At 33.6% G+C, this 18,204-nt stretch carries 16 protein-coding genes; 8 read left to right on the forward strand and 8 right to left on the reverse strand.

What is annotated here, in order from left to right; all coding sequences use genetic code 11:
- Nucleotides 1–3 precede the first annotated feature (3 nt).
- Nucleotides 4–3,135, reverse strand: coding sequence for a UvrD-helicase domain-containing protein (locus ACXAFS_RS02205; RefSeq protein WP_475305004.1), 3,132 nt, complete (start codon nt 3,133–3,135; stop codon nt 4–6).
- A gap of 113 nt (nt 3,136–3,248) precedes the next feature.
- Here ACXAFS_RS02205 and ACXAFS_RS02210 point away from each other — a divergent pair, with 113 nt between their 5' ends.
- Nucleotides 3,249–3,857 carry a superoxide dismutase gene (locus ACXAFS_RS02210; protein WP_475305005.1) on the forward strand — a complete coding sequence of 203 codons (609 nt, stop codon included), beginning with the start codon at nt 3,249–3,251 and terminating at the stop codon, nt 3,855–3,857.
- A gap of 506 nt (nt 3,858–4,363) precedes the next feature.
- Here ACXAFS_RS02210 and ACXAFS_RS02215 read toward each other — a convergent pair.
- The 4 genes from ACXAFS_RS02215 to purN form a co-directional block, all read right to left on the reverse strand.
- Complete coding sequence (locus ACXAFS_RS02215; RefSeq protein ID WP_475305006.1) at nt 4,364–6,262, reverse strand: amidophosphoribosyltransferase; 1,899 nt, start codon at nt 6,260–6,262, stop codon at nt 4,364–4,366.
- A 46-nt stretch (nt 6,263–6,308) separates the two neighbouring features.
- A complete protein-coding gene (locus ACXAFS_RS02220) occupies nt 6,309–7,235 on the reverse strand; it encodes a PfkB family carbohydrate kinase (RefSeq protein WP_475305008.1) in 927 nt (308 codons plus the stop codon).
- A 79-nt stretch (nt 7,236–7,314) separates the two neighbouring features.
- Nucleotides 7,315–7,956 (reverse strand): ribonuclease H1 domain-containing protein, encoded by a 642-nt coding sequence (locus ACXAFS_RS02225; RefSeq protein ID WP_475305009.1) that lies wholly within the window; start codon nt 7,954–7,956, stop codon nt 7,315–7,317.
- The gene (gene purN, locus ACXAFS_RS02230; RefSeq protein WP_475305010.1) at nt 7,949–8,515 is read right to left on the reverse strand and encodes a phosphoribosylglycinamide formyltransferase; all 567 of its coding nucleotides are present in this window, start codon (nt 8,513–8,515) and stop codon (nt 7,949–7,951) included. Before purN ends, ACXAFS_RS02225 begins: the two co-directional genes overlap by 8 nt.
- A 182-nt stretch (nt 8,516–8,697) precedes the next feature.
- Between purN and ACXAFS_RS02235 the strand changes: the two genes are divergently transcribed.
- The 5 genes from ACXAFS_RS02235 (at nt 8,698) to pyk (ending at nt 13,000) form a co-directional block, all read left to right on the forward strand.
- A complete protein-coding gene (locus ACXAFS_RS02235; protein WP_008269813.1) occupies nt 8,698–8,931 on the forward strand; it encodes an acyl carrier protein in 234 nt (77 codons plus the stop codon).
- Nucleotides 8,932–8,943: 12 nt separating this feature from the next.
- Nucleotides 8,944–10,194, forward strand: coding sequence for a beta-ketoacyl-ACP synthase II (fabF, locus tag ACXAFS_RS02240; RefSeq protein ID WP_331808929.1), 1,251 nt, complete (start codon nt 8,944–8,946; stop codon nt 10,192–10,194).
- A 7-nt stretch (nt 10,195–10,201) separates the two neighbouring features.
- The gene (gene rnc, locus ACXAFS_RS02245; protein ID WP_475305014.1) at nt 10,202–10,945 is read left to right on the forward strand and encodes a ribonuclease III; all 744 of its coding nucleotides are present in this window, start codon (nt 10,202–10,204) and stop codon (nt 10,943–10,945) included.
- Between the two features lie 134 nt (nt 10,946–11,079).
- Nucleotides 11,080–11,556 carry an IPExxxVDY family protein gene (locus ACXAFS_RS02250; protein ID WP_475305016.1) on the forward strand — a complete coding sequence of 159 codons (477 nt, stop codon included), beginning with the start codon at nt 11,080–11,082 and terminating at the stop codon, nt 11,554–11,556.
- Nucleotides 11,557–11,560: 4 nt separating this feature from the next.
- Nucleotides 11,561–13,000 carry a pyruvate kinase gene (gene pyk / locus ACXAFS_RS02255; RefSeq protein WP_475305017.1) on the forward strand — a complete coding sequence of 480 codons (1,440 nt, stop codon included), beginning with the start codon at nt 11,561–11,563 and terminating at the stop codon, nt 12,998–13,000.
- 51 nt (nt 13,001–13,051) lie between these two features.
- Here the strand turns inward: pyk and ACXAFS_RS02260 are convergent, their stop codons facing one another.
- Both ACXAFS_RS02260 and dinB read right to left on the reverse strand, forming a co-directional pair.
- On the reverse strand, nt 13,052–14,026 hold the full coding sequence (locus ACXAFS_RS02260; protein ID WP_475305019.1) for a TolB-like translocation protein: 975 nt from the start codon (nt 14,024–14,026) through the stop codon (nt 13,052–13,054).
- A 47-nt stretch (nt 14,027–14,073) separates the two neighbouring features.
- Nucleotides 14,074–15,186: a DNA polymerase IV gene (gene dinB / locus ACXAFS_RS02265; RefSeq protein ID WP_475305020.1), complete on the reverse strand. Its 1,113-nt coding sequence runs from the start codon at nt 15,184–15,186 to the stop codon at nt 14,074–14,076.
- 30 nt (nt 15,187–15,216) lie between these two features.
- On the opposite strand from dinB, the gene ACXAFS_RS02270 reads away from it, so the two are divergent.
- Both ACXAFS_RS02270 and ACXAFS_RS02275 read left to right on the forward strand, forming a co-directional pair.
- Nucleotides 15,217–15,693, forward strand: a complete 477-nt coding sequence (locus tag ACXAFS_RS02270; RefSeq protein WP_475305021.1) for a CYTH domain-containing protein — start codon at nt 15,217–15,219, stop codon at nt 15,691–15,693.
- A complete protein-coding gene (locus tag ACXAFS_RS02275) occupies nt 15,690–16,229 on the forward strand; it encodes a YciI family protein (protein WP_475305023.1) in 540 nt (179 codons plus the stop codon). Before ACXAFS_RS02270 ends, ACXAFS_RS02275 begins: the two co-directional genes overlap by 4 nt.
- A gap of 60 nt (nt 16,230–16,289) precedes the next feature.
- Here ACXAFS_RS02275 and ACXAFS_RS02280 read toward each other — a convergent pair whose 3' ends face one another.
- Nucleotides 16,290–18,203: an OmpA family protein gene (locus ACXAFS_RS02280; RefSeq protein ID WP_475305024.1), complete on the reverse strand. Its 1,914-nt coding sequence runs from the start codon at nt 18,201–18,203 to the stop codon at nt 16,290–16,292.
- Nucleotide 18,204: the final 1 nt, after the last annotated feature.

Raw genomic sequence — 18,204 nt, forward strand, 5'->3', positions numbered from 1 at the left:
AAATTAGACTTCAACAACTTCAACAGTTTCATTAATGTAAACAAGAAATTTGCAAGTTACATCATGGTTCATTGTTTTTAGGACAGCAGCATAAGTGTTGAGTTGAGTTTTATGAGATGCCATTTGATCTCCCGTTTTGTAGTCAATTATTGTAACTTCATTTTTTTGATTGATATTGATACGATCTGGTCTGTGCAGTTCACCAGAAGGTGTTACGATATCTCTTTCATTATAAACTTTATGGTCGTTGTTATAGTATAATTTAATTTTTGGATGCTCTATAACTTGCATTACAATTGTTCTAAGAACTTCTTCATCTGAGGCTGTAATATCGCCAGAAGCTAATAAATCGTCAATGGCAAAGTCAATATCTTCTTGAGTTACGATTTTAGAGAGTAAAAGATGCACCAAATTACCACGTTCTATAGCTTTTCCTTGTTTGGTGTCCCAGAGTTGACCGGCTTTTGTTATGATTTTTAAATTATGATCTTCTTTTGGTACAGAGATTAAATTAATAGAAGATGTGTCTGTTTCTGTCTCTGTTTTTTGGTTTTGATTTTTTGAAGTGCCAAAATTGTATGTAAGCGTGCTATCTGACCATAATCCTTTGTCTTGTAAATAAGAAATAAACATACCAGCATATGTTTTTTCGCTCACAACACCTTTAGCGCTAATGTCTTTTTTTGTTATGATATATAACTGCTCTACAGCTCTGGTTAAAGTTACATACAGAAGATTAATGTTGTCTAGTTCTAATTGAGATTTTCGAGTTTCATAGAGTGCTTTGCCATCATCACCAAAGTGTTCAATATCACTATTGTAGTTGAGTAATAATGTTTCAAAATTATTGTAATTATTTTGCTCTACAGGAAACCAAACTTTTGGTTCTATTTCTTGATAAATATTTAGATCCGCAAACGGAAAAATAACCACAGGAAATTCTAACCCCTTAGATTTATGAATGGTCATAATCTGTACAGCATTATTATTTTTTGGCGAAATAACACTGAGACTATCTTTTTTCTTTTCAAAATAATTTATGAACGACGACAAATCTGAATTTTGCTTTTGTGTAAATTCTAAAATAACATCTAAGTAAAATTGAACAAAAGCATCAGATGAGTTGTGAAGATTAAACGCTCTAATAAGTTCTTCAACAAGATCGTAAAGAGGAACTTGTAGTAGTTTGTTTTTGTCTAAGTAGATATTTAAATCTTCAAGTTTTTTGAGCATTTCATCAAAACCAATGGCTAAATGAGCGCTGTAAAATGAATGTTTGTCATCGATGTTATGTTGATTTGCAATAAAAGTTAAAACATCAATTTTTAAACTATCATTATCGGGTTGAATTAATAGTTTTAGAAAAGCATCAAGAAACTGAACTTTGTCAGAGTTCTTTAATAGTAAGGTTTCAGAAGAAGTGATTTTTATACCTTTTTCACTTAAGAATTTAGCTATCTCAACACCTTCTTTTCGTTTTCTTACAATGATACAAATGTCGTCTAATGAAAACCCATTTTTAAGGCATTCTTCAATGGTTTTTAGAGTGCTATTGGTGTAAAGTTCATTAGCGTTATCCTCTTTTGAAATGTCTAAAAACTCAATGTTAACGTAACCTTCTGTATTTTGAAATGGCTTTTGTTTAGAGTTTAAGTAAAGTTCAGCATATCTACTATCGCTAAAATAATTTTGACTCAAAAACAGAAAAAAAGCATTGTTAAAATCTATAATTTCTCTAGCGCTTCTGTAGTTTGTATCTAAGCTTAGTACTTCTGCTTCAACCTGAAAAGGTTTGCTAGATCTGTTATACAAGTCGATAAACTGTTCTGGCTCACCACCTCTCCATCTGTAGATAGATTGTTTGGCATCTCCTACAAGCATAGCAGAACCATTAGATGCAGAGAGCGCATTATCTAGAAGTGGCACCAAATTTTCCCACTGCATATTAGAGGTATCTTGAAACTCATCTATAAAGTAGTGTTTAAACTTTTCTCCCAGACGTTCATAAATAAATGGTGTGGGTTGGCCTTTTATTTCATTGCTTATAATTTTATTAAATTCTGAAATAAGCATTTTGTTTTGCTCCTCTTTTAAGATGTTTAGTTCTTTCTGAATAGCATTTAATACAGAGAGTGGAGTTATATTTTTATAGAGGCCTTGTTTTAGTTTTAATTCAAAAACTAAATCTTTTGTTTTTAGAAAAGCTTCAGCCAGGTTTGGTTGAATGCTCTTTATGGTGCTTGCAATTGTATCTGTAACACGTTTTGGATAAAGCGTATTGCCTTCTATCAAATCGTTTTGCCATGCGGATGAAAAAGAAATACCCAAATTGCCTTGTGCTAAGTTGTAAAAGTGATTAGGAAGCGATTTTCTATTAAAATCATCAAATTGTAAGCCACACTCGTCAATTAGAGAAAGTACTGTCTCGGCTGTAGTTACAATATCCTTTTCTATGACAGAACTATCCTTTATTAAGGTAGATTTTAAGGTTTTAAAGTCTTCAATCGTTTTGTTTTTAAAAGTCTCAATGGCTTCTAAGTCATTTTCATTAACAAGAAGTTTGGCTATTTTGTTAAAGTCGTAGCTAATGTCCCAACTTTTGTCATCATCAGCTTTTTCAATCGCAAAATCAACTAGTGTTTGGGTTAAAACGTCGTTATTTCCAGCTCTAGAAATTAAATTATCAACAGCTTCGTTAAGAAGACGTTCTTGGTCTAGCTCTACTTCAAAATTTACAGGAAGTTTTAGATCGTGAGCAAAAGTTCTAATAACTCTATGTGTAAAACCATCAATTGTAGAAATATCAAAAGCGCCATAGTTGTGCATGATGTGTTTCAATATAGTTTTAGAACGATTTATTAAGAATTCGGGTGATATAGATAGTTCATCGCATATTGCGCTAAACATAGGATGAGGTGCTGTAAAGCTTTCTGCCTGAGAAAATACTTTTAGCATCTCTATAATCCGCTCCTTCATTTCACCAACAGCTTTGTTGGTAAATGTTATGGCTAATATGGACTTAAACTGTTCGTTGTTTTTGGATGCGACGAGGATTTTTATATAGGTCTTTGCCAAGGTAAACGTTTTACCGCTACCAGCAGAAGCATTGTATATTTTGAAGGCTGAGTCTAGCAAAAGATAAATTTTATACCAAAATAGGGAATCTTAATAATTTATTTAGAACTTCTTGTTTTCAAAATCGTAAATTTGTTAAAATCGAAATAATAACACTAAAAAACATATACATTATGGCTTTTGAATTACCAAAATTAAAATATGCATACGATGCACTAGAACCACATATTGATGCACGTACAATGGAAATCCACCATACAAAACATCATAACGGCTATACAATTAAGTTGAATGCAGCAATTGAAGGAACGGCTTTAGAAGGAAAATCTATTGAAGACATTTTAACTAACCTAGATATGAATAATGCTGGTGTTAGAAACAATGGCGGTGGTTTTTATAATCACTCTTTATTTTGGGATGTAATGAATCCTGAAGATAGAGGTTATTTATCTGGAGAATTAAAAGATGCTATTGAAGCAGAATTTGGTTCTAAAGATGCTTTTGTTGAAGCTTTTTCTAAAGCAGCAGCCACACAATTTGGTTCAGGTTGGGCTTGGTTGTGCGTACACAAAGGCGGTAAGGTAGAGGTTTGCTCTACTCCAAACCAAGATAATCCACTAATGCCTGGCGTTAGTTGTGGTGGTACACCAATCTTAGGATTAGATGTTTGGGAGCACGCATACTACCTAAACTACCAAAACAGAAGACCAGATTATATCGATGCTTTTTTCAAGGTTATTAATTGGAACGAGGTTGAGCGTCGTTATGCTGAGGCTAAATAATATTCTTATTAAATACTAGAAAAGCCAGGCAATTAAGTCTGGCTTTTTTTATGAAGTGAAATTGAAATTTGCACAAGAATTAGAAATGAAAAAAGGTGAACAGAGAGTTCACCTTTTTTGCCCCAAATCTACCATAAACTTAACCTACTTATGTTATGGTGAGTCAAATATAAGTTTACAATAATTTAATATTTAAATTTTTCGGATAAACGACCTATATATTAGTCTAAGCGTGGATACTACGTTGATTACTAAAAACTAACTTTAAAAGTGAAGATTGATTTAAACGAAACGAGTTAAAGTATTACTTCAATAAAGCCCATAAAAAAAGGTGAACACTGTTCACCTTTTTTTGCCCCAAATCTACCATGAACTTAACCTACTTATGTTATGGTGATACCAATGTAATTTTAATTTGTTAAAACGGATGTAAATATTAGACGAAAAGCATTTATCATCGATTAAATACATAATTTTTCGGATTAAAAGCTGAATTTACATGATAATTAGTAAGCACGCTCTTTATTACCCTCATAGAAATTAATGAATGCTCTATTAACTACTCTATTACCACCATCAGTTGGATAGTTACCTGTAAAGTACCAATCACCCAAGTTTTTAGGGCAAGCTTTGTGTAGGTTTTCTACAGGTTGAAAAATGATTTTCACCTCTGCGTTAACAGATTCATCACTTAGTAACTCAGAAATCTTATCCGATATTTGTTCATCTGAGAAATTGTTATAAATCTCCTTAACATAGTTAACCACATTTTTATCTTTAAGGTCAACTTGCTTTAAGCATTTTTTATACACTTCTTCAACGATGTGGTATTGATTGTTGTCCTTCAATAACTCTAAAGCAGCTCTAAAAGCAACTAAACTTTCTAGATTTGCCATATCTATACCATAACAATCCGGATAGCGTATTTGTGGAGCAGAAGAGACTACAACTATTTTTTTAGGTTTTAGTCTATCCATCATTTTTATGATGCTCTTCTTTAAGGTTGTACCTCGTACAATACTATCGTCTATAATAACGAGATTATCTGTTGGCTTTATTACACCATAGGTTACATCATAAACATGCGCTACTAAATCGTCTCTGCTACTGTCTTCTGTAATAAAGGTTCTCAGCTTAACATCCTTTATAGCTATTTTTTCTATTCGTGGTCTCTCTGAGAGAATTTCTTCGACTTTTTCTGCTGATAATTCTCTTTGCCCATTAAGTATGGCTTTGGTTTTTTTATGATTTAGATGTTCTTCAACCGTATCTATCATTCCAAAAAAAGACGTTTCTGCCGTGTTAGGTATAAATGAAAAAACAGTGTTTTGTGTATCATTTTCAATAGCTTCAAGAACTTTTGGCATTAATAGTCTTCCCAGTTCTTTTCGCTCTTCATAAATTTCAGCATCACTTCCTCTAGAAAAATAAATACGTTCAAATGAACAGGCTTTTCGCTCTAGAGGCTCTAAAATTTTCTTTATCTGAGTATCACCAGATTTTTTAGTGATGATAGCATGTCCTGGATCTAATTCTTTAACATCATCAAAAGCAACGTTAAACACTGTTTGTATTACAGGTCTTTCTGAAGCTACAACAACCACTTCATCATCTTTATAATAATATGCAGGTCTTATACCAGCAGGATCTCTCAAAACAAAGGAATCTCCATGACCTAATAAACCAGCCATAGCATAACCACCGTCCCAATTTTTAGCAGCACGTTTTAAAATCTTACTAAGTTTTAAACGTTCTGCAATTAGAGGAGAACATTCTATCTTAGAATAGCCTTCTTTTTTTAGGTCTTTGTAGATTTTGCTAACCGCATCATCTAAGAAATGACCTATTTTTTCCATAACAGTTATGGTGTCCGCCTTTTCTTTTGGGTGCTGACCAATATCTACAAGGTTGTTAAATAGCTCATTAACATTAGTCATGTTAAAGTTACCTGCAACAATAAGGTTTCTGTGCATCCAATTGTTCTGTCTTAAAAAAGGATGAACGCTCTCTACACTATTTTTTCCAAAAGTACCATAACGCACATGACCTAGCAATAATTCACCTATGTACGGAATGTTCTTTTTCTGTAGTTCAACATCATCCTTATATTCAGGATGTTGTACCATTTCTTTATTAATACGCTCATTGATTTGAGAGAAAATATCTTGAATAGGTTGCTGAGCTATAGAACGTACTCTGCTTATATAACGCTCTCCGGGTTTGGTGTCTAATTTAATACTTGCAAAACCAGCACCATCTTGTCCTCGATTGTGCTGTTTTTCCATCATTAAGTACATCTTATTCACACCATAAAACGCACTGCCATACTTTTTTTTGTAATATTCTAATGGTTTTAAAAGCCTAATAAGTGCAATACCGCACTCGTGTTTTAAAGCATCACTCATGTTATGTAATAAAAAAACGCGCTAAAAAATTAAGCGCGTTGGTTTTTTAAGTTAATTCTATATCAAATTGTGTTAGACTTTTAAATTGGTCTAAGCGTTTATGCACTTCTTCTGCTTTCAAATTCTCCATGCGCTCTGTGCCAAATTTTTCAACACAAAACGAAGCTAGAGTTGAGCCATAGATTACAGCAGTTTTTAGGTTTTCAAAAGAATAGTCACCTGTTTTTGCTAAATAACCAGCAAAACCACCTGCAAAAGTATCACCAGCTCCAGTTGGGTCAAATACTTCTTCTAATGGTAATGCAGGAGCAAAGAACACACTATCATCATGAAATAATAAGGCTCCGTGTTCACCTTTCTTAATAACTACATACTTTGGTCCCATTTCATGAATTTTTCTTGCAGCAACTACCAATGAATACTCACCTGTTAATTGTCTTGCTTCCTCATCATTTATGGTTATGACATCGATATGCTTAATCGTATTGTGTAAATCTTCTAATGCACAGTCCATCCAAAAGTTCATGGTATCTAAAATTACCATTTTAGGCTTGGTTGTCATTTGATTTAATACACTCATTTGGGTTAAAGGGTGTAAATTCCCTAGCATAACCACTTCGGCATCTTTGTAATTTTCAGGAACTTTTGGTTCAAAATCAGCAAGTACATTTAGCTCAGTAACTAAAGTGTCCCTTGAGTTCATGTCATTATGGTATCTGCCACTCCAAAAGAAAGTTTTTCCGTCTTTTACAATTTCTATACCAGACACATCGATATTCTTATTAGACATGAGGTCTAAATATTCCTGCGGAAAATCTCCGCCAACTACTGAAACAACAGCAGAATCAACATTAAAATTTGAAGCAGCTAAACCGATAAATGTACCAGCTCCGCCAAGGATTTTGTCAGTTTTACCAAAAGGTGTTTCAATAGCATCAAAAGCTACGGTTCCGACAATTACTAATTTACCCATTAAAGTAAGTTTGAATTAAGGTGCAAAAGTACATAAAATATATTGCTGATGAAACATACAATGTAACATCTAAATTTAATTATTTCCGACCAAAATCTGCAGGAATTTCACCCCAAGCTTTAGTTTCCCATTTTACTATGGTTGTTGAATAGTTATTTGTTTCTAGCCACTTTACAGCGCGATCTACAAGCTCGAAAAGCGCTTTGTTCTTTTCGTTACGCTCTAACTTAGAATTACACATTTTTTTTCGTACCCAACTCATTGCGGTTTTAGAGTCTGTGTAAATAATGCGGTCGCTGTTATGTTGTTTTAAAAATGCTAATCCGTGAACAATGGCTAAAAATTCGCCAATGTTATTGGTACCTTCTTCAAAAGGTCCTTGTATAAATAGTTGTTTTTTTGTTTTGGTATCTACTCCACGATATTCCATTTTACCTGGATTGCCAGACGAAGCAGCATCTACCGAAATGGAATTGTAATTGGGTTGCCCTATTTTTTTTAGTTGCTCAGCAGAAAGTTCGCTTTTAAAACTTTTGTATTTCCCTATATAATCTTTTGGGCCATCTTTGTATGCTTTTTTTGCGGCTTCAAAGGTTGAAAACGATTTATACTGAGCACCTTTGAAATCTTTGATTTGAGCTTTACAGTCATCCCAAGATTCAAAAACTCCGGTTTTATGGCCTTTCCAAACCGTGTAATATTTCTTTTTCTTTTTAGCCATTTAATAGCTTTTCAACAACCTTCGGAAAATTCTCCATCTCTAATTCATGGATTTTAGCGGCAACATCTTCAGCAGTATCTGACGTTTTTATCTCACATTTGGCCTGAAAAATAATGGCTCCTTCATCATAATTTTCATTTACATAATGAATTGTTATGCCAGTTTCAGTTTCTTTATTTTCCACAACAGCATTGTGTACATGCATACCATACATGCCTTTTCCTCCGTATTTTGGCAGCAAAGCAGGATGAATATTTATGACTTTATTTTCATATTCTTTAAGAATAAATTCAGGAAATTTCCACAGAAAACCAGCTAGTACAATTAAATCTGGTTGTGATGATTTTAAAATATTTAGAACATCATTAGACTTGGTAAATGCAATTCTGTTGAATGATAAAGCACTAATTTTTAATCTTTTACAACGATCTAGTACTTTGGCATAAGGATTGTTAGTCAGTACCTGAATAACAGACGCATTATCGCTGTTTTGAAAAAACTTAATTAAATTTTCAGCATTAGATCCGCTTCCGGATGCAAAAATTACAATACGTTTCATTTACAGGTATATTGGTTTCTTATTCAGAAACAAAAGAAAGAATAATAATTAACAATTAGACGCAAAACCGAAATACTTATATTGATTTTTGGCATTAAGGTGCACATTTTATCGGTAAAGATGATTTTTAAAATAAAGTTTTTTATTTTTGCGGTCTAATTAAAACTTAAAATTAAAAGATTATGTCAGACATTGCATCAAGAGTAAAAGCGATTATCGTAGACAAATTAGGTGTTGATGAAAACGAAGTTGTAACTGAAGCAAGCTTCACTAACGACTTAGGTGCAGATTCATTAGATACTGTAGAATTAATCATGGAATTTGAAAAAGAATTTGATATTCAAATCCCAGACGATCAAGCTGAAAACATTGCAACAGTTGGTCAAGCTATCTCTTATATAGAAGAAGCAAAATAAGACTTTATTTTTATGGAATTAAAGCGAGTAGTAGTTACTGGTCTAGGTGCACTTACACCTATTGGCAATACCAAAGATGAATATTGGAATGGTCTTGTTAATGGAAAAAGTGGTGCTGCCCCAATCACGCATTTTGATGCTGAGAAGTTCAAAACGCAATTCGCTTGTGAAATAAAAAACTTTGAAGTTACTGACTTTATTGATAGAAAGTTAGCGCGTCAAATGGATAAATTTTCGCAATATGCAATGGTGGCTTCAGATGAAGCGATAGCAGATTCGAAATTAGATCTAGACACGATAAATAAATACAGAGTAGGAGTAATTTGGGGAGCTGGTATAGGTGGCTTAGAAACATTTCAAGAAGAAGTGCTTAACTATGCTGCTGGTGACGGTACACCTCGTTTTAGTCCTCGTTTCATCCCCAAAATGATTGCGGATATAGCACCAGGAAACATATCTATTAAATATGGTTTCATGGGCCCTAACTATACAACGGTATCTGCTTGTGCCTCTTCTGCTAATTCAATGATTGATGCTCTAAACACTATACGTTTAGGTCATTGTGATGTTGTTATTACTGGTGGAAGTGAAGCAGCGGTAACGATTGCTGGTATGGGTGGATTTAATGCTATGCATGCTATGAGTACCAGAAATGATAGTCCTGAAACTGCCTCAAGGCCTTTTGATGCAAATCGAGATGGTTTTGTACTAGGTGAAGGAGCAGGTTCTATTGTTTTAGAAGAGTATGAGCACGCTAAAGCAAGAGGAGCTAAAATCTACGCAGAAGTTGTAGGTGGAGGCTTGTCTTCTGACGCGTATCATATGACTGCGCCACATCCTGATGGAATTGGTGTTGTTGCGGTAATGAAAAACTGTTTAGAAAATGCTGGTTTAAAACCCGAAGATGTAGATCATATTAATACACACGGAACATCCACACCATTAGGAGATGTTGCCGAATTGAAAGCTATATCAGAAGTGTTTGGAGACCATGCTAAAAAGATTAATATTAATTCTACTAAGTCTATGACTGGTCATTTGTTGGGTGCTGCTGGTGCAATAGAAGCTATTGCCTCTATATTAGCACTAGAAAATGGTATTATACCACCAACAATTAACCATGAAACTGCGGACGAGAATATAGATTCAGAATTAAATTTAACGCTCAATAAAGCTCAGAAACGAGATATTAAAATAGCAATGAGTAATACATTTGGATTTGGCGGACATAACGCTTGTGTATTATTTAAAAAATTAGACTAAATCCCGAATGAGTTTCATTCGTAACATATTAAAAAATTCCCGTTCATTCGATGACGGGAATTTTTTTTTAAAACTTAAAGATATTCTTGGATTTAAGCCAAGATCTCAAAATTTATACATCAAGGCCTTCACGCATCGTTCGATGAATATTAAGGATAAAAAAGGAAATCCTATTAATTACGAACGTCTAGAATTTGTTGGTGATGCTATGATAAGTTCAGTTATTGCTGCTTATCTCTACGAGCAAGTACCACACGGAGACGAAGGTTATCTTACCAAAATGCGCTCTAAAGTAGTAAGTAGAGAGCATCTTAATGAATTAGGTAAAGAGTTGAATCTTATTGATTTAGTGCAAAGTAGAATACCAAAATCTAATTTTGGAAACAATATTCATGGTAATCTTTTTGAAGCTTTGGTTGGTGCTATTTATTTAGACAGAGGCTATAAGGCTTGTGAAAAGTTTTTGTACAAGAGGGTTATAAATCCACACGTAGACATAGAGACTTTAGAAGGGAAAGTTATTAGTTATAAAAGCCTGCTAATCGAGTGGTGCCAAAAAGAGAAAAACACTTTTGACTATGAAGTGTATGAAGATACCGGAAATGATGAGTTAAAACACTTCTCTGTAAGGCTCAGCATTAATGATAAAGTAGTATCTAAAGCTAGAGCAACCTCTAAGAAAAAAGCAGAAGAAAAAGCATCCAAGCGTGCATTCTTTGCATTTCAGAAACAAATCACAAAGCTCATATAATTTAGAGTTTATAGAGATTGTATAGAAAAGTAAAATCTACAACGTTTTCGTAGGTTTTTAGGGTTAAGATTAACCAAAAGTTGACATTAACAATCTATTATTGTACTATATTTACCTTTTAAAGTTATAATTGTATGGCGTTGCATAAACTTTTGGTTGATGATTTTTATGACGATACCTATAAGCTCATTGCTATACATTGTGGGTTAGAAGATTATCGTTTAGCCTATTTACTCAATCAAAGTTTAGGCCTTAGATTACAACGAAAAACAGAAGATTTAGATATGCAATATTTAAAAGCTTCGTACAGTATTTTTGAGTGGAATAATGTTTCGCAATACGTTACTTGGAATCTAGTTTCAAATGTTTGCAAAAAAGAAGAAGATAGTTTGTATAGTACAGGCTTGTTTCAAACTAACGAAAAAGTAATTAAAACATTTAATCTTGTTCCAGAGTATAAGAAGGTAGATTATTTTATTAAAATTTCTGATGAAATCCAGAATGTTAACGAAAAACTTATTTTAAATAAGCTCCAAAATATACCACAGATTATAACAAGTTATACGGTTAACCCGACTAAATTAAAATCTAAAGATCATTTAATTTTTTGAATTAATGCCAAATAAAAAGACCAAAATAGTGGCCACATTAGGTCCAGCAACTAGTAATAAGGAAACCTTAAAAGCAATGCTTGATGAAGGAGCTAATGTGTTTCGAATTAATTTCTCGCATGCTAATTATGATGATGTAAAAGAGCGTATTAACATGATTCGCGAACTTAATGAACAGTTTGAGTATAATGCAGCTATATTAGCAGATTTGCAAGGCCCTAAACTTAGGGTTGGTACTATGAAAGGTGAAGTTATCGTAAACGAAGGTGATGAAATTATTTTTGCGACAGGAAAGCGATTTGATGGTACAAAAGAGCGTGTTTACATGACTTATGAGAAGTTTCCTCAAGATGCAAAACCAGGAGAACGTATCTTATTAGATGATGGAAAACTTATTTTTGAAGTTGTTTCTACTGATGGCAAAAAAGAAGTTAAGGCTAAGGTAATTCAAGGTGGTCCATTAAAATCTAAAAAAGGTGTTAACCTTCCCAATACGAACATTTCTCAACCTGCTTTAACAGAAAAGGATATTGAAGATGCCATTTTTGCAATTGGTCAGGAAGTAGATTGGATAGCACTATCCTTTGTGCGTCATGCAGAAGATTTAATGGAATTAGAAGAGTTAATTAAAGAGCATAGCAATCATAAAATTCCAATAATAGCTAAGATTGAAAAACCTGAAGCTGTAGAAAATATAGACAAAATTGTTGCCTATTGCGATGGTTTAATGGTTGCACGTGGTGATTTGGGCGTAGAAATACCAGCAGAGGAGGTTCCGCTAATTCAGAAACAATTAGTATTAAGAGCTAAGAGAGCAAGAATTCCGGTAATTATTGCTACACAGATGATGGAAACAATGATTACAAGCTTAACACCGACACGAGCAGAGGTTAATGATGTTGCTAACTCAGTGATGGATGGTGCTGATGCAGTAATGCTTTCTGGTGAAACTTCGGTAGGTCAATATCCAGTTCAGGTCATACGTCAGATGGCCAATATTATTCGAAGTGTAGAAGACTCGCCATTAATAGAGGTGCCACAATCTCCACCACATATTCGTACAAAACGTTACATTACCAAAGCTATATGTTATCATGCGGCCAATATGGCTAATGAGATTAACGCAAAAGCTATATCAACACTTACTAATAGTGGTTATACAGCTTTTCAAATTTCAGCGTGGAGACCTCAAGCTCATATTTTAGTTTTTACTTCTAATAAGAGAATTCTATCTCAATTAAGTCTACTTTGGGGTGTTAAGGCATTCTATTATGATAAGTATGTGAGTACAGATGAAACTATTGAAGATGTAAACGCCATTGCTTGCAAAAAAGGCTATTTAGAAGTAGGTGATATGTTAATTAGTTTAGCTGCAATGCCAATTAAAGATAGAGGTATGGTAAATACCCTACGTGTTACCGAGATTGAGAGTTGTAGTTTTTAAAAGCTTTTATTATAAATATTAATTACCGTTAAGTTTTTGAAACTCTAAACATTAATTAAAATGTGTTTTATAAATCCTACTCGAACCATTATCATATTTATTAATTTCAGTAAGTAATTCTTCAGTATTGGTAAAGCCATCTTCTTTAGAGCTTACATTGCTTCTACGACTTGTAAAATATAACGTACCATTATTTACAAAAGGGCAAAACTCCATATCCTTAGAATTAATTTTATCTCCTAGGTTTTCAGCATTAGTCCATTTCCCGTTAATATATCTGCTAATGTACATATCGCCAGATCCCAAACCGTCAGGACGTCGCCAACCACCAAAAATTAAGTAAGATTCATCAGGCGCAATAAAGGCATTGTACTCAGCGCCTATGGTATTTACTCCTTCTCCAAGAATTACAGGTTCTGAGTAGGTGTTGTTTTCCCACCTGCTCATAAAAATATCATCTTGGGATTTCACTTCTTTTTTAATAGTAGTGAAGTATAGGTTTCCATTACTGGCAACCGATGGATAAAATTCGTCAGCTTCTGTATTGATAGGTGCTCCAATATTTTTTGGTTTAGACCAAACATCAGTTTTTGCTGCACGTTCTACATACCAAATATCCATATCCTTGGTGTTTGTACTGTCTTTTGAAACAGGACGATTAGATACAAAATAGAGTTTTAAATTATCAGGGGACAAGAAGGGTTCTAAGTCGGTATATTTTCCTGAGAAGCTAGTAATTTCTGGTTGTTGCCAAACATCATTCTCTTTTTTAATTTTCATAATTACGGATAGTTCTCTGGCAGGACTTTGCAATGTGAAATAGGCTTCAGTTTCATCTGCTGTTATGGTAAAGTCTCTTACATTACTATATTTAGAGAATATATGTTTTGCAAAAGGTTGCACTCCTTCCGGCACTTCAGTTTTGGTTTCTGTTAATTTAGGTTCAGAGCTATTTGTTTCGGTATCTTTACACGAAAACACGCAAAGAATAAATAGTGTAAAAAAAGATAGAAAGAAGGTTTTCATTTTCTTGATTGATTATATTGTTCTATAAACTTAACAAATTGAACAGTTTAAAAATCAAACTTTAGCTGTACACTAACAGATTTTTTATCCTCAATATTTGGTTTAGAAGGTTTATTCTTATCAGTGTTTAGATTAGATAGTGATATTCCTAAAAGACGAACCGAATTGTTCAATTTTTCTTGATATAAAAGCTCTTTCGCAGTTTCTAGGATTATAGATTTGTCACTCAAAAAATAAGGAAGTGTTTTACTACGCGTTTGTAAAGTAAAATCACTGTATTTAATTTTTAATGTTATTGTTTTTCCTGCTACTTTGCTTTTTTCTAATCGTCTTGAAACTTCTTCAGCGATATGATCTAGTTTTTCTAACATAAAGACTTCAGAAGAAAGATTTTCACTAAAAGTGCGTTCTGCTGCTAAAGATTTTCTAATACGATTTGGTTTTACTTCGCTATTGTGAATACCTCTGACAATATAATAGTAGTAACGACCAGATTTTCCGAAGTTTTCGTCTAAATATTCCAGGCTTTTAGCTTTTAAATCTTTCCCAGTAAATATGCCTTTTTGATACATTTTTTCAGCAGTAACCTTACCAACACCATAAAACTTTCTAATGTCTAAATCTTCTAAAAACTGTAGTACATCTTCTGGGTTAACAGTCTTTTGTCCATTTGGTTTATTGTAATCACTAGCTACTTTAGCGATAAACTTATTGATAGAGATGCCTGCAGAGGCTGTTAAGCCCACTTCTTCATAAATACGTTGTCTTATCTTTTGAGCAATTAAAGTAGCACTTGGAAGCCCTATTTTGTTTTCGGTGACGTCTAAATAGGCTTCATCTAAAGACAAAGGTTCAACCAGATCTGTGTAGTCAAAAAATATTTTACGTATACGGTTAGAAATTTCCTTATACCTGTCAAATCTTGGTCTAACGAATATAAGTTCTGGGCAGAGTTTCTCAGCCAAACGACCAGACATGGCACTTTTTACACCAAATTTTCTGGCTTCGTAGCTAGCAGCACTAATTACACCGCGTTTTCCACCACCACCTACAGCAATAGCCTTACCTTTTAGTTCTGTATTATCCATTTGCTCAACAGAGGCATAAAATGCATCCATATCTACATGAATTATCTTTCTAATTGGTAAATCGTTTAGCATAGTGTAAATTTAGACATTAAATACCGTTTAATGACTGTAGAAATAGAGCGTAAATTTTTAGTAACTTCAAATGATTTTAAAAAAGAAGCTGTTAAAAGTTATAGCATAAAACAAGGATTTTTAAATAGCGATAAAGAGCGAACAGTTAGAGTTAGATTAAAAGAAGATAATGGATATTTAACTGTAAAAGGAAAATCGTCAGATGATGGATTGGTTCGTTTTGAGTGGGAAACTGAAATTACTAGGCAGGAGGCAGAACAGCTATTGTTGCTTTGTGAAGAGGGCGTAGTTGACAAGAAGAGGTACGAAGTAAATTCAGGCTGCCATACTTTTGAAATAGATGAGTTTTTTGGAGATAATAAAGGCTTAGTTATTGCCGAGGTAGAATTACAATCCACAAGTGAAGATTTTAATAAACCAAATTGGTTAGGAGAAGAAGTTACAGGAGATATACGATATTATAATTCACAATTAAGTAAACAACCATTCAAAAACTGGAATAAATGAAAAACCTATTATTAACGTTAATATTAATTTGCTTTTTAGTATCATGTAAAGATGATAAGGAATCAGGTAAAATCGATGAGACAGTGACAAAACAAGAGATTACCGAGACGCCAATTGAAAAATCTAACCCTTTGAAAGAATCAGGAAAGTCAGTCGCAGAACTAAAGGCAGAACTTATAAGTAAGGGTTATCAGGTATTTGATTATGTAGATGAAAAGACTAAGGATACAACTTTAATGCAACAGTATTTTATTGCTTTTTTAAAAAATGGACCAATTAGGAATCAAAATGAAGAAGAGGCAAATCAATTACAAAGTGAGCATTTGGCACATCTAGGCAAAATGTACGAGCTAGGATACGCAGATATTTCGGGTCCTTTCGGAGATGATGGAGAAATAAGAGGAATTACAATCTACAATGTGCCAACATTAAAAATGGCAGATAGTTTAGCAAATGCTGACCCTATGGTAAAAGCAGGACGCTTGGTTATAGAAGTCCATCCTTGGTGGGCGGCCAAAGGCTTTCCATTACGATAATAAAAAAACGCTCTGAGATTTCTCAGAGCGTTTTTTATAATTTATAAAGTCGAAGTTTTACTATTGCGCTTGAGGTCCTCCGCTTACAATTTTAAACTCAGAACGTCTGTTTTGAGAATGTTCTTCATCAGTACAATTAGAACCACAATTAACCTTAGGCTCGGTTTCACCCTTACCTTCGGCAGAAATACGAGATGCATCAATACCTTTTGAAATTACGTACTGTTGTGTACTCTTAGCTCTGCGTTGAGATAATCTCTGGTTATATGAATCTGATCCTCTGCTATCTGTATGAGATGTGGCATTGATTACCAAATCAGGATATTTGTTCATGATTTGAACTAGTTTATCTAACTCAAATGCCGCCTGAGCAGTAATATTAGATTTATCAAAATCAAAATAAATTGGGTTTAGTACAATTTCTTCAGGAGTTATAATTTTCTCTATTGGGTCTAAAGAAATTTGAACTGCTAATTCTTCTTCACTTGTTCCTTTTACAGGTACTTTTTTGCTTTCAAAATCTTCCATTACAACCTCTAGTTCAGTGTCTTGTTCACACTCAACAATAAATTCTGCTACACCTTCTTCGTTTGTAGTTTTTGTAACCACTTTATTTCCTTCAGCATCGTATAACGAAACAGAAGCTCCATTTACAGGCTCTCTTGTTTTGTCATCTAAAACAGTTGCTGTAATTAAAACATCACAAAGTGGTTGAAGCTTTTTAAACGCGTAAATGTCATCGCTTCCTTGTCCGCCATCTCTGTTAGAAGATACAAAACCTTCTTCTGTTTCTTCGTTAATCATAAAGGCAAAGTCATCACCATTACTGTTAATAGGAATACCTACGTTTCTTACGGGTGCCATTTTACCATCTATAACTTTGGTATAGAACACATCCATACCACCTAGTCCTAAATGACCGTTAGATGAGAAATAAAGTGTATTGTTGCTACTTATGTAAGGAAACATTTCTTGGCCTTCAGTATTAACTTTTTGTCCTAAGTTTTCAGGCTCACCTAAAGTACCATCTTCGTTGATAGCCGCTTTGTAAAGATCAAAGTTACCATAACCACCAGGCATATTAGATGAAAAATATAACGTAGAGCCATCTGCACTTACAGAAGGATTTTTAACAGAATAATTTTCGCTATTTACGCCTAGGCTTTCAACAGAATCCCAATCATCTCCTAGTTTAGTGGCTTTAAATAAATAAAGTTGGCTATAACGAACCTTGCTTAAAGAATCTTTTTGAAAATCTTTTTCAAAGTAACTTTCTCTAGAAAAATACATTGTTTTACCATCTGGTGTAAAAGATACTAAGCCTTCATGGTGTTTGGTGTTAATCTGGTCGTTCATTAAAGTTGCTGTACCATAAGAACCATCTGAGTTTTTAGTTAATGTATAAATGTCTAAGAATGGTTCTTCGTTCCAGCCATAAGTTTTACGGTTGTCATTTCTTGAAGATGTAATGTAAAGTTTGCCATCGTGTTCCATACCACCAAATTCTGATTGTGCAGTATTAAAACCAGCATCCTGAACATTAAACTTTTTACCTTGCTCTAAAATCTTAGGTAAATAGTTAGGGTTCTTTCTAAAAGCAGTTGCTCTATTATCGGATGGACGCATAGAAGCAAATTTTTCCATTTGCTTATTAGACTCTTCATATTTTCCGTTTGCTTTAAGCATTTCAGAATATTTGTAAATCATCTCAGGATTGTCACTACTTTCTAAAGCTTTTGCATACCATTTCTCAGCTTCAACAGTATTAAAGATATTATAGTAACATTCCGCTAATTGCCCATATACGTAAGAAGAAGTTTCTCCTTTATCTATAAGCTTTTTATAGCTTTCAGCGGCATCTACATATTCGAACCTAGCGAATTCTTTGTCAGCCTTTTTAGTGTTTTTGTTTTGAGCAGTTAAGCATAAACTACTCATCAACGTGATAAATAATAGTGTTTTTAAGTTTTTCATA

It is taken from the genome of Winogradskyella sp. ABM4_392 (assembly GCF_056160445.1).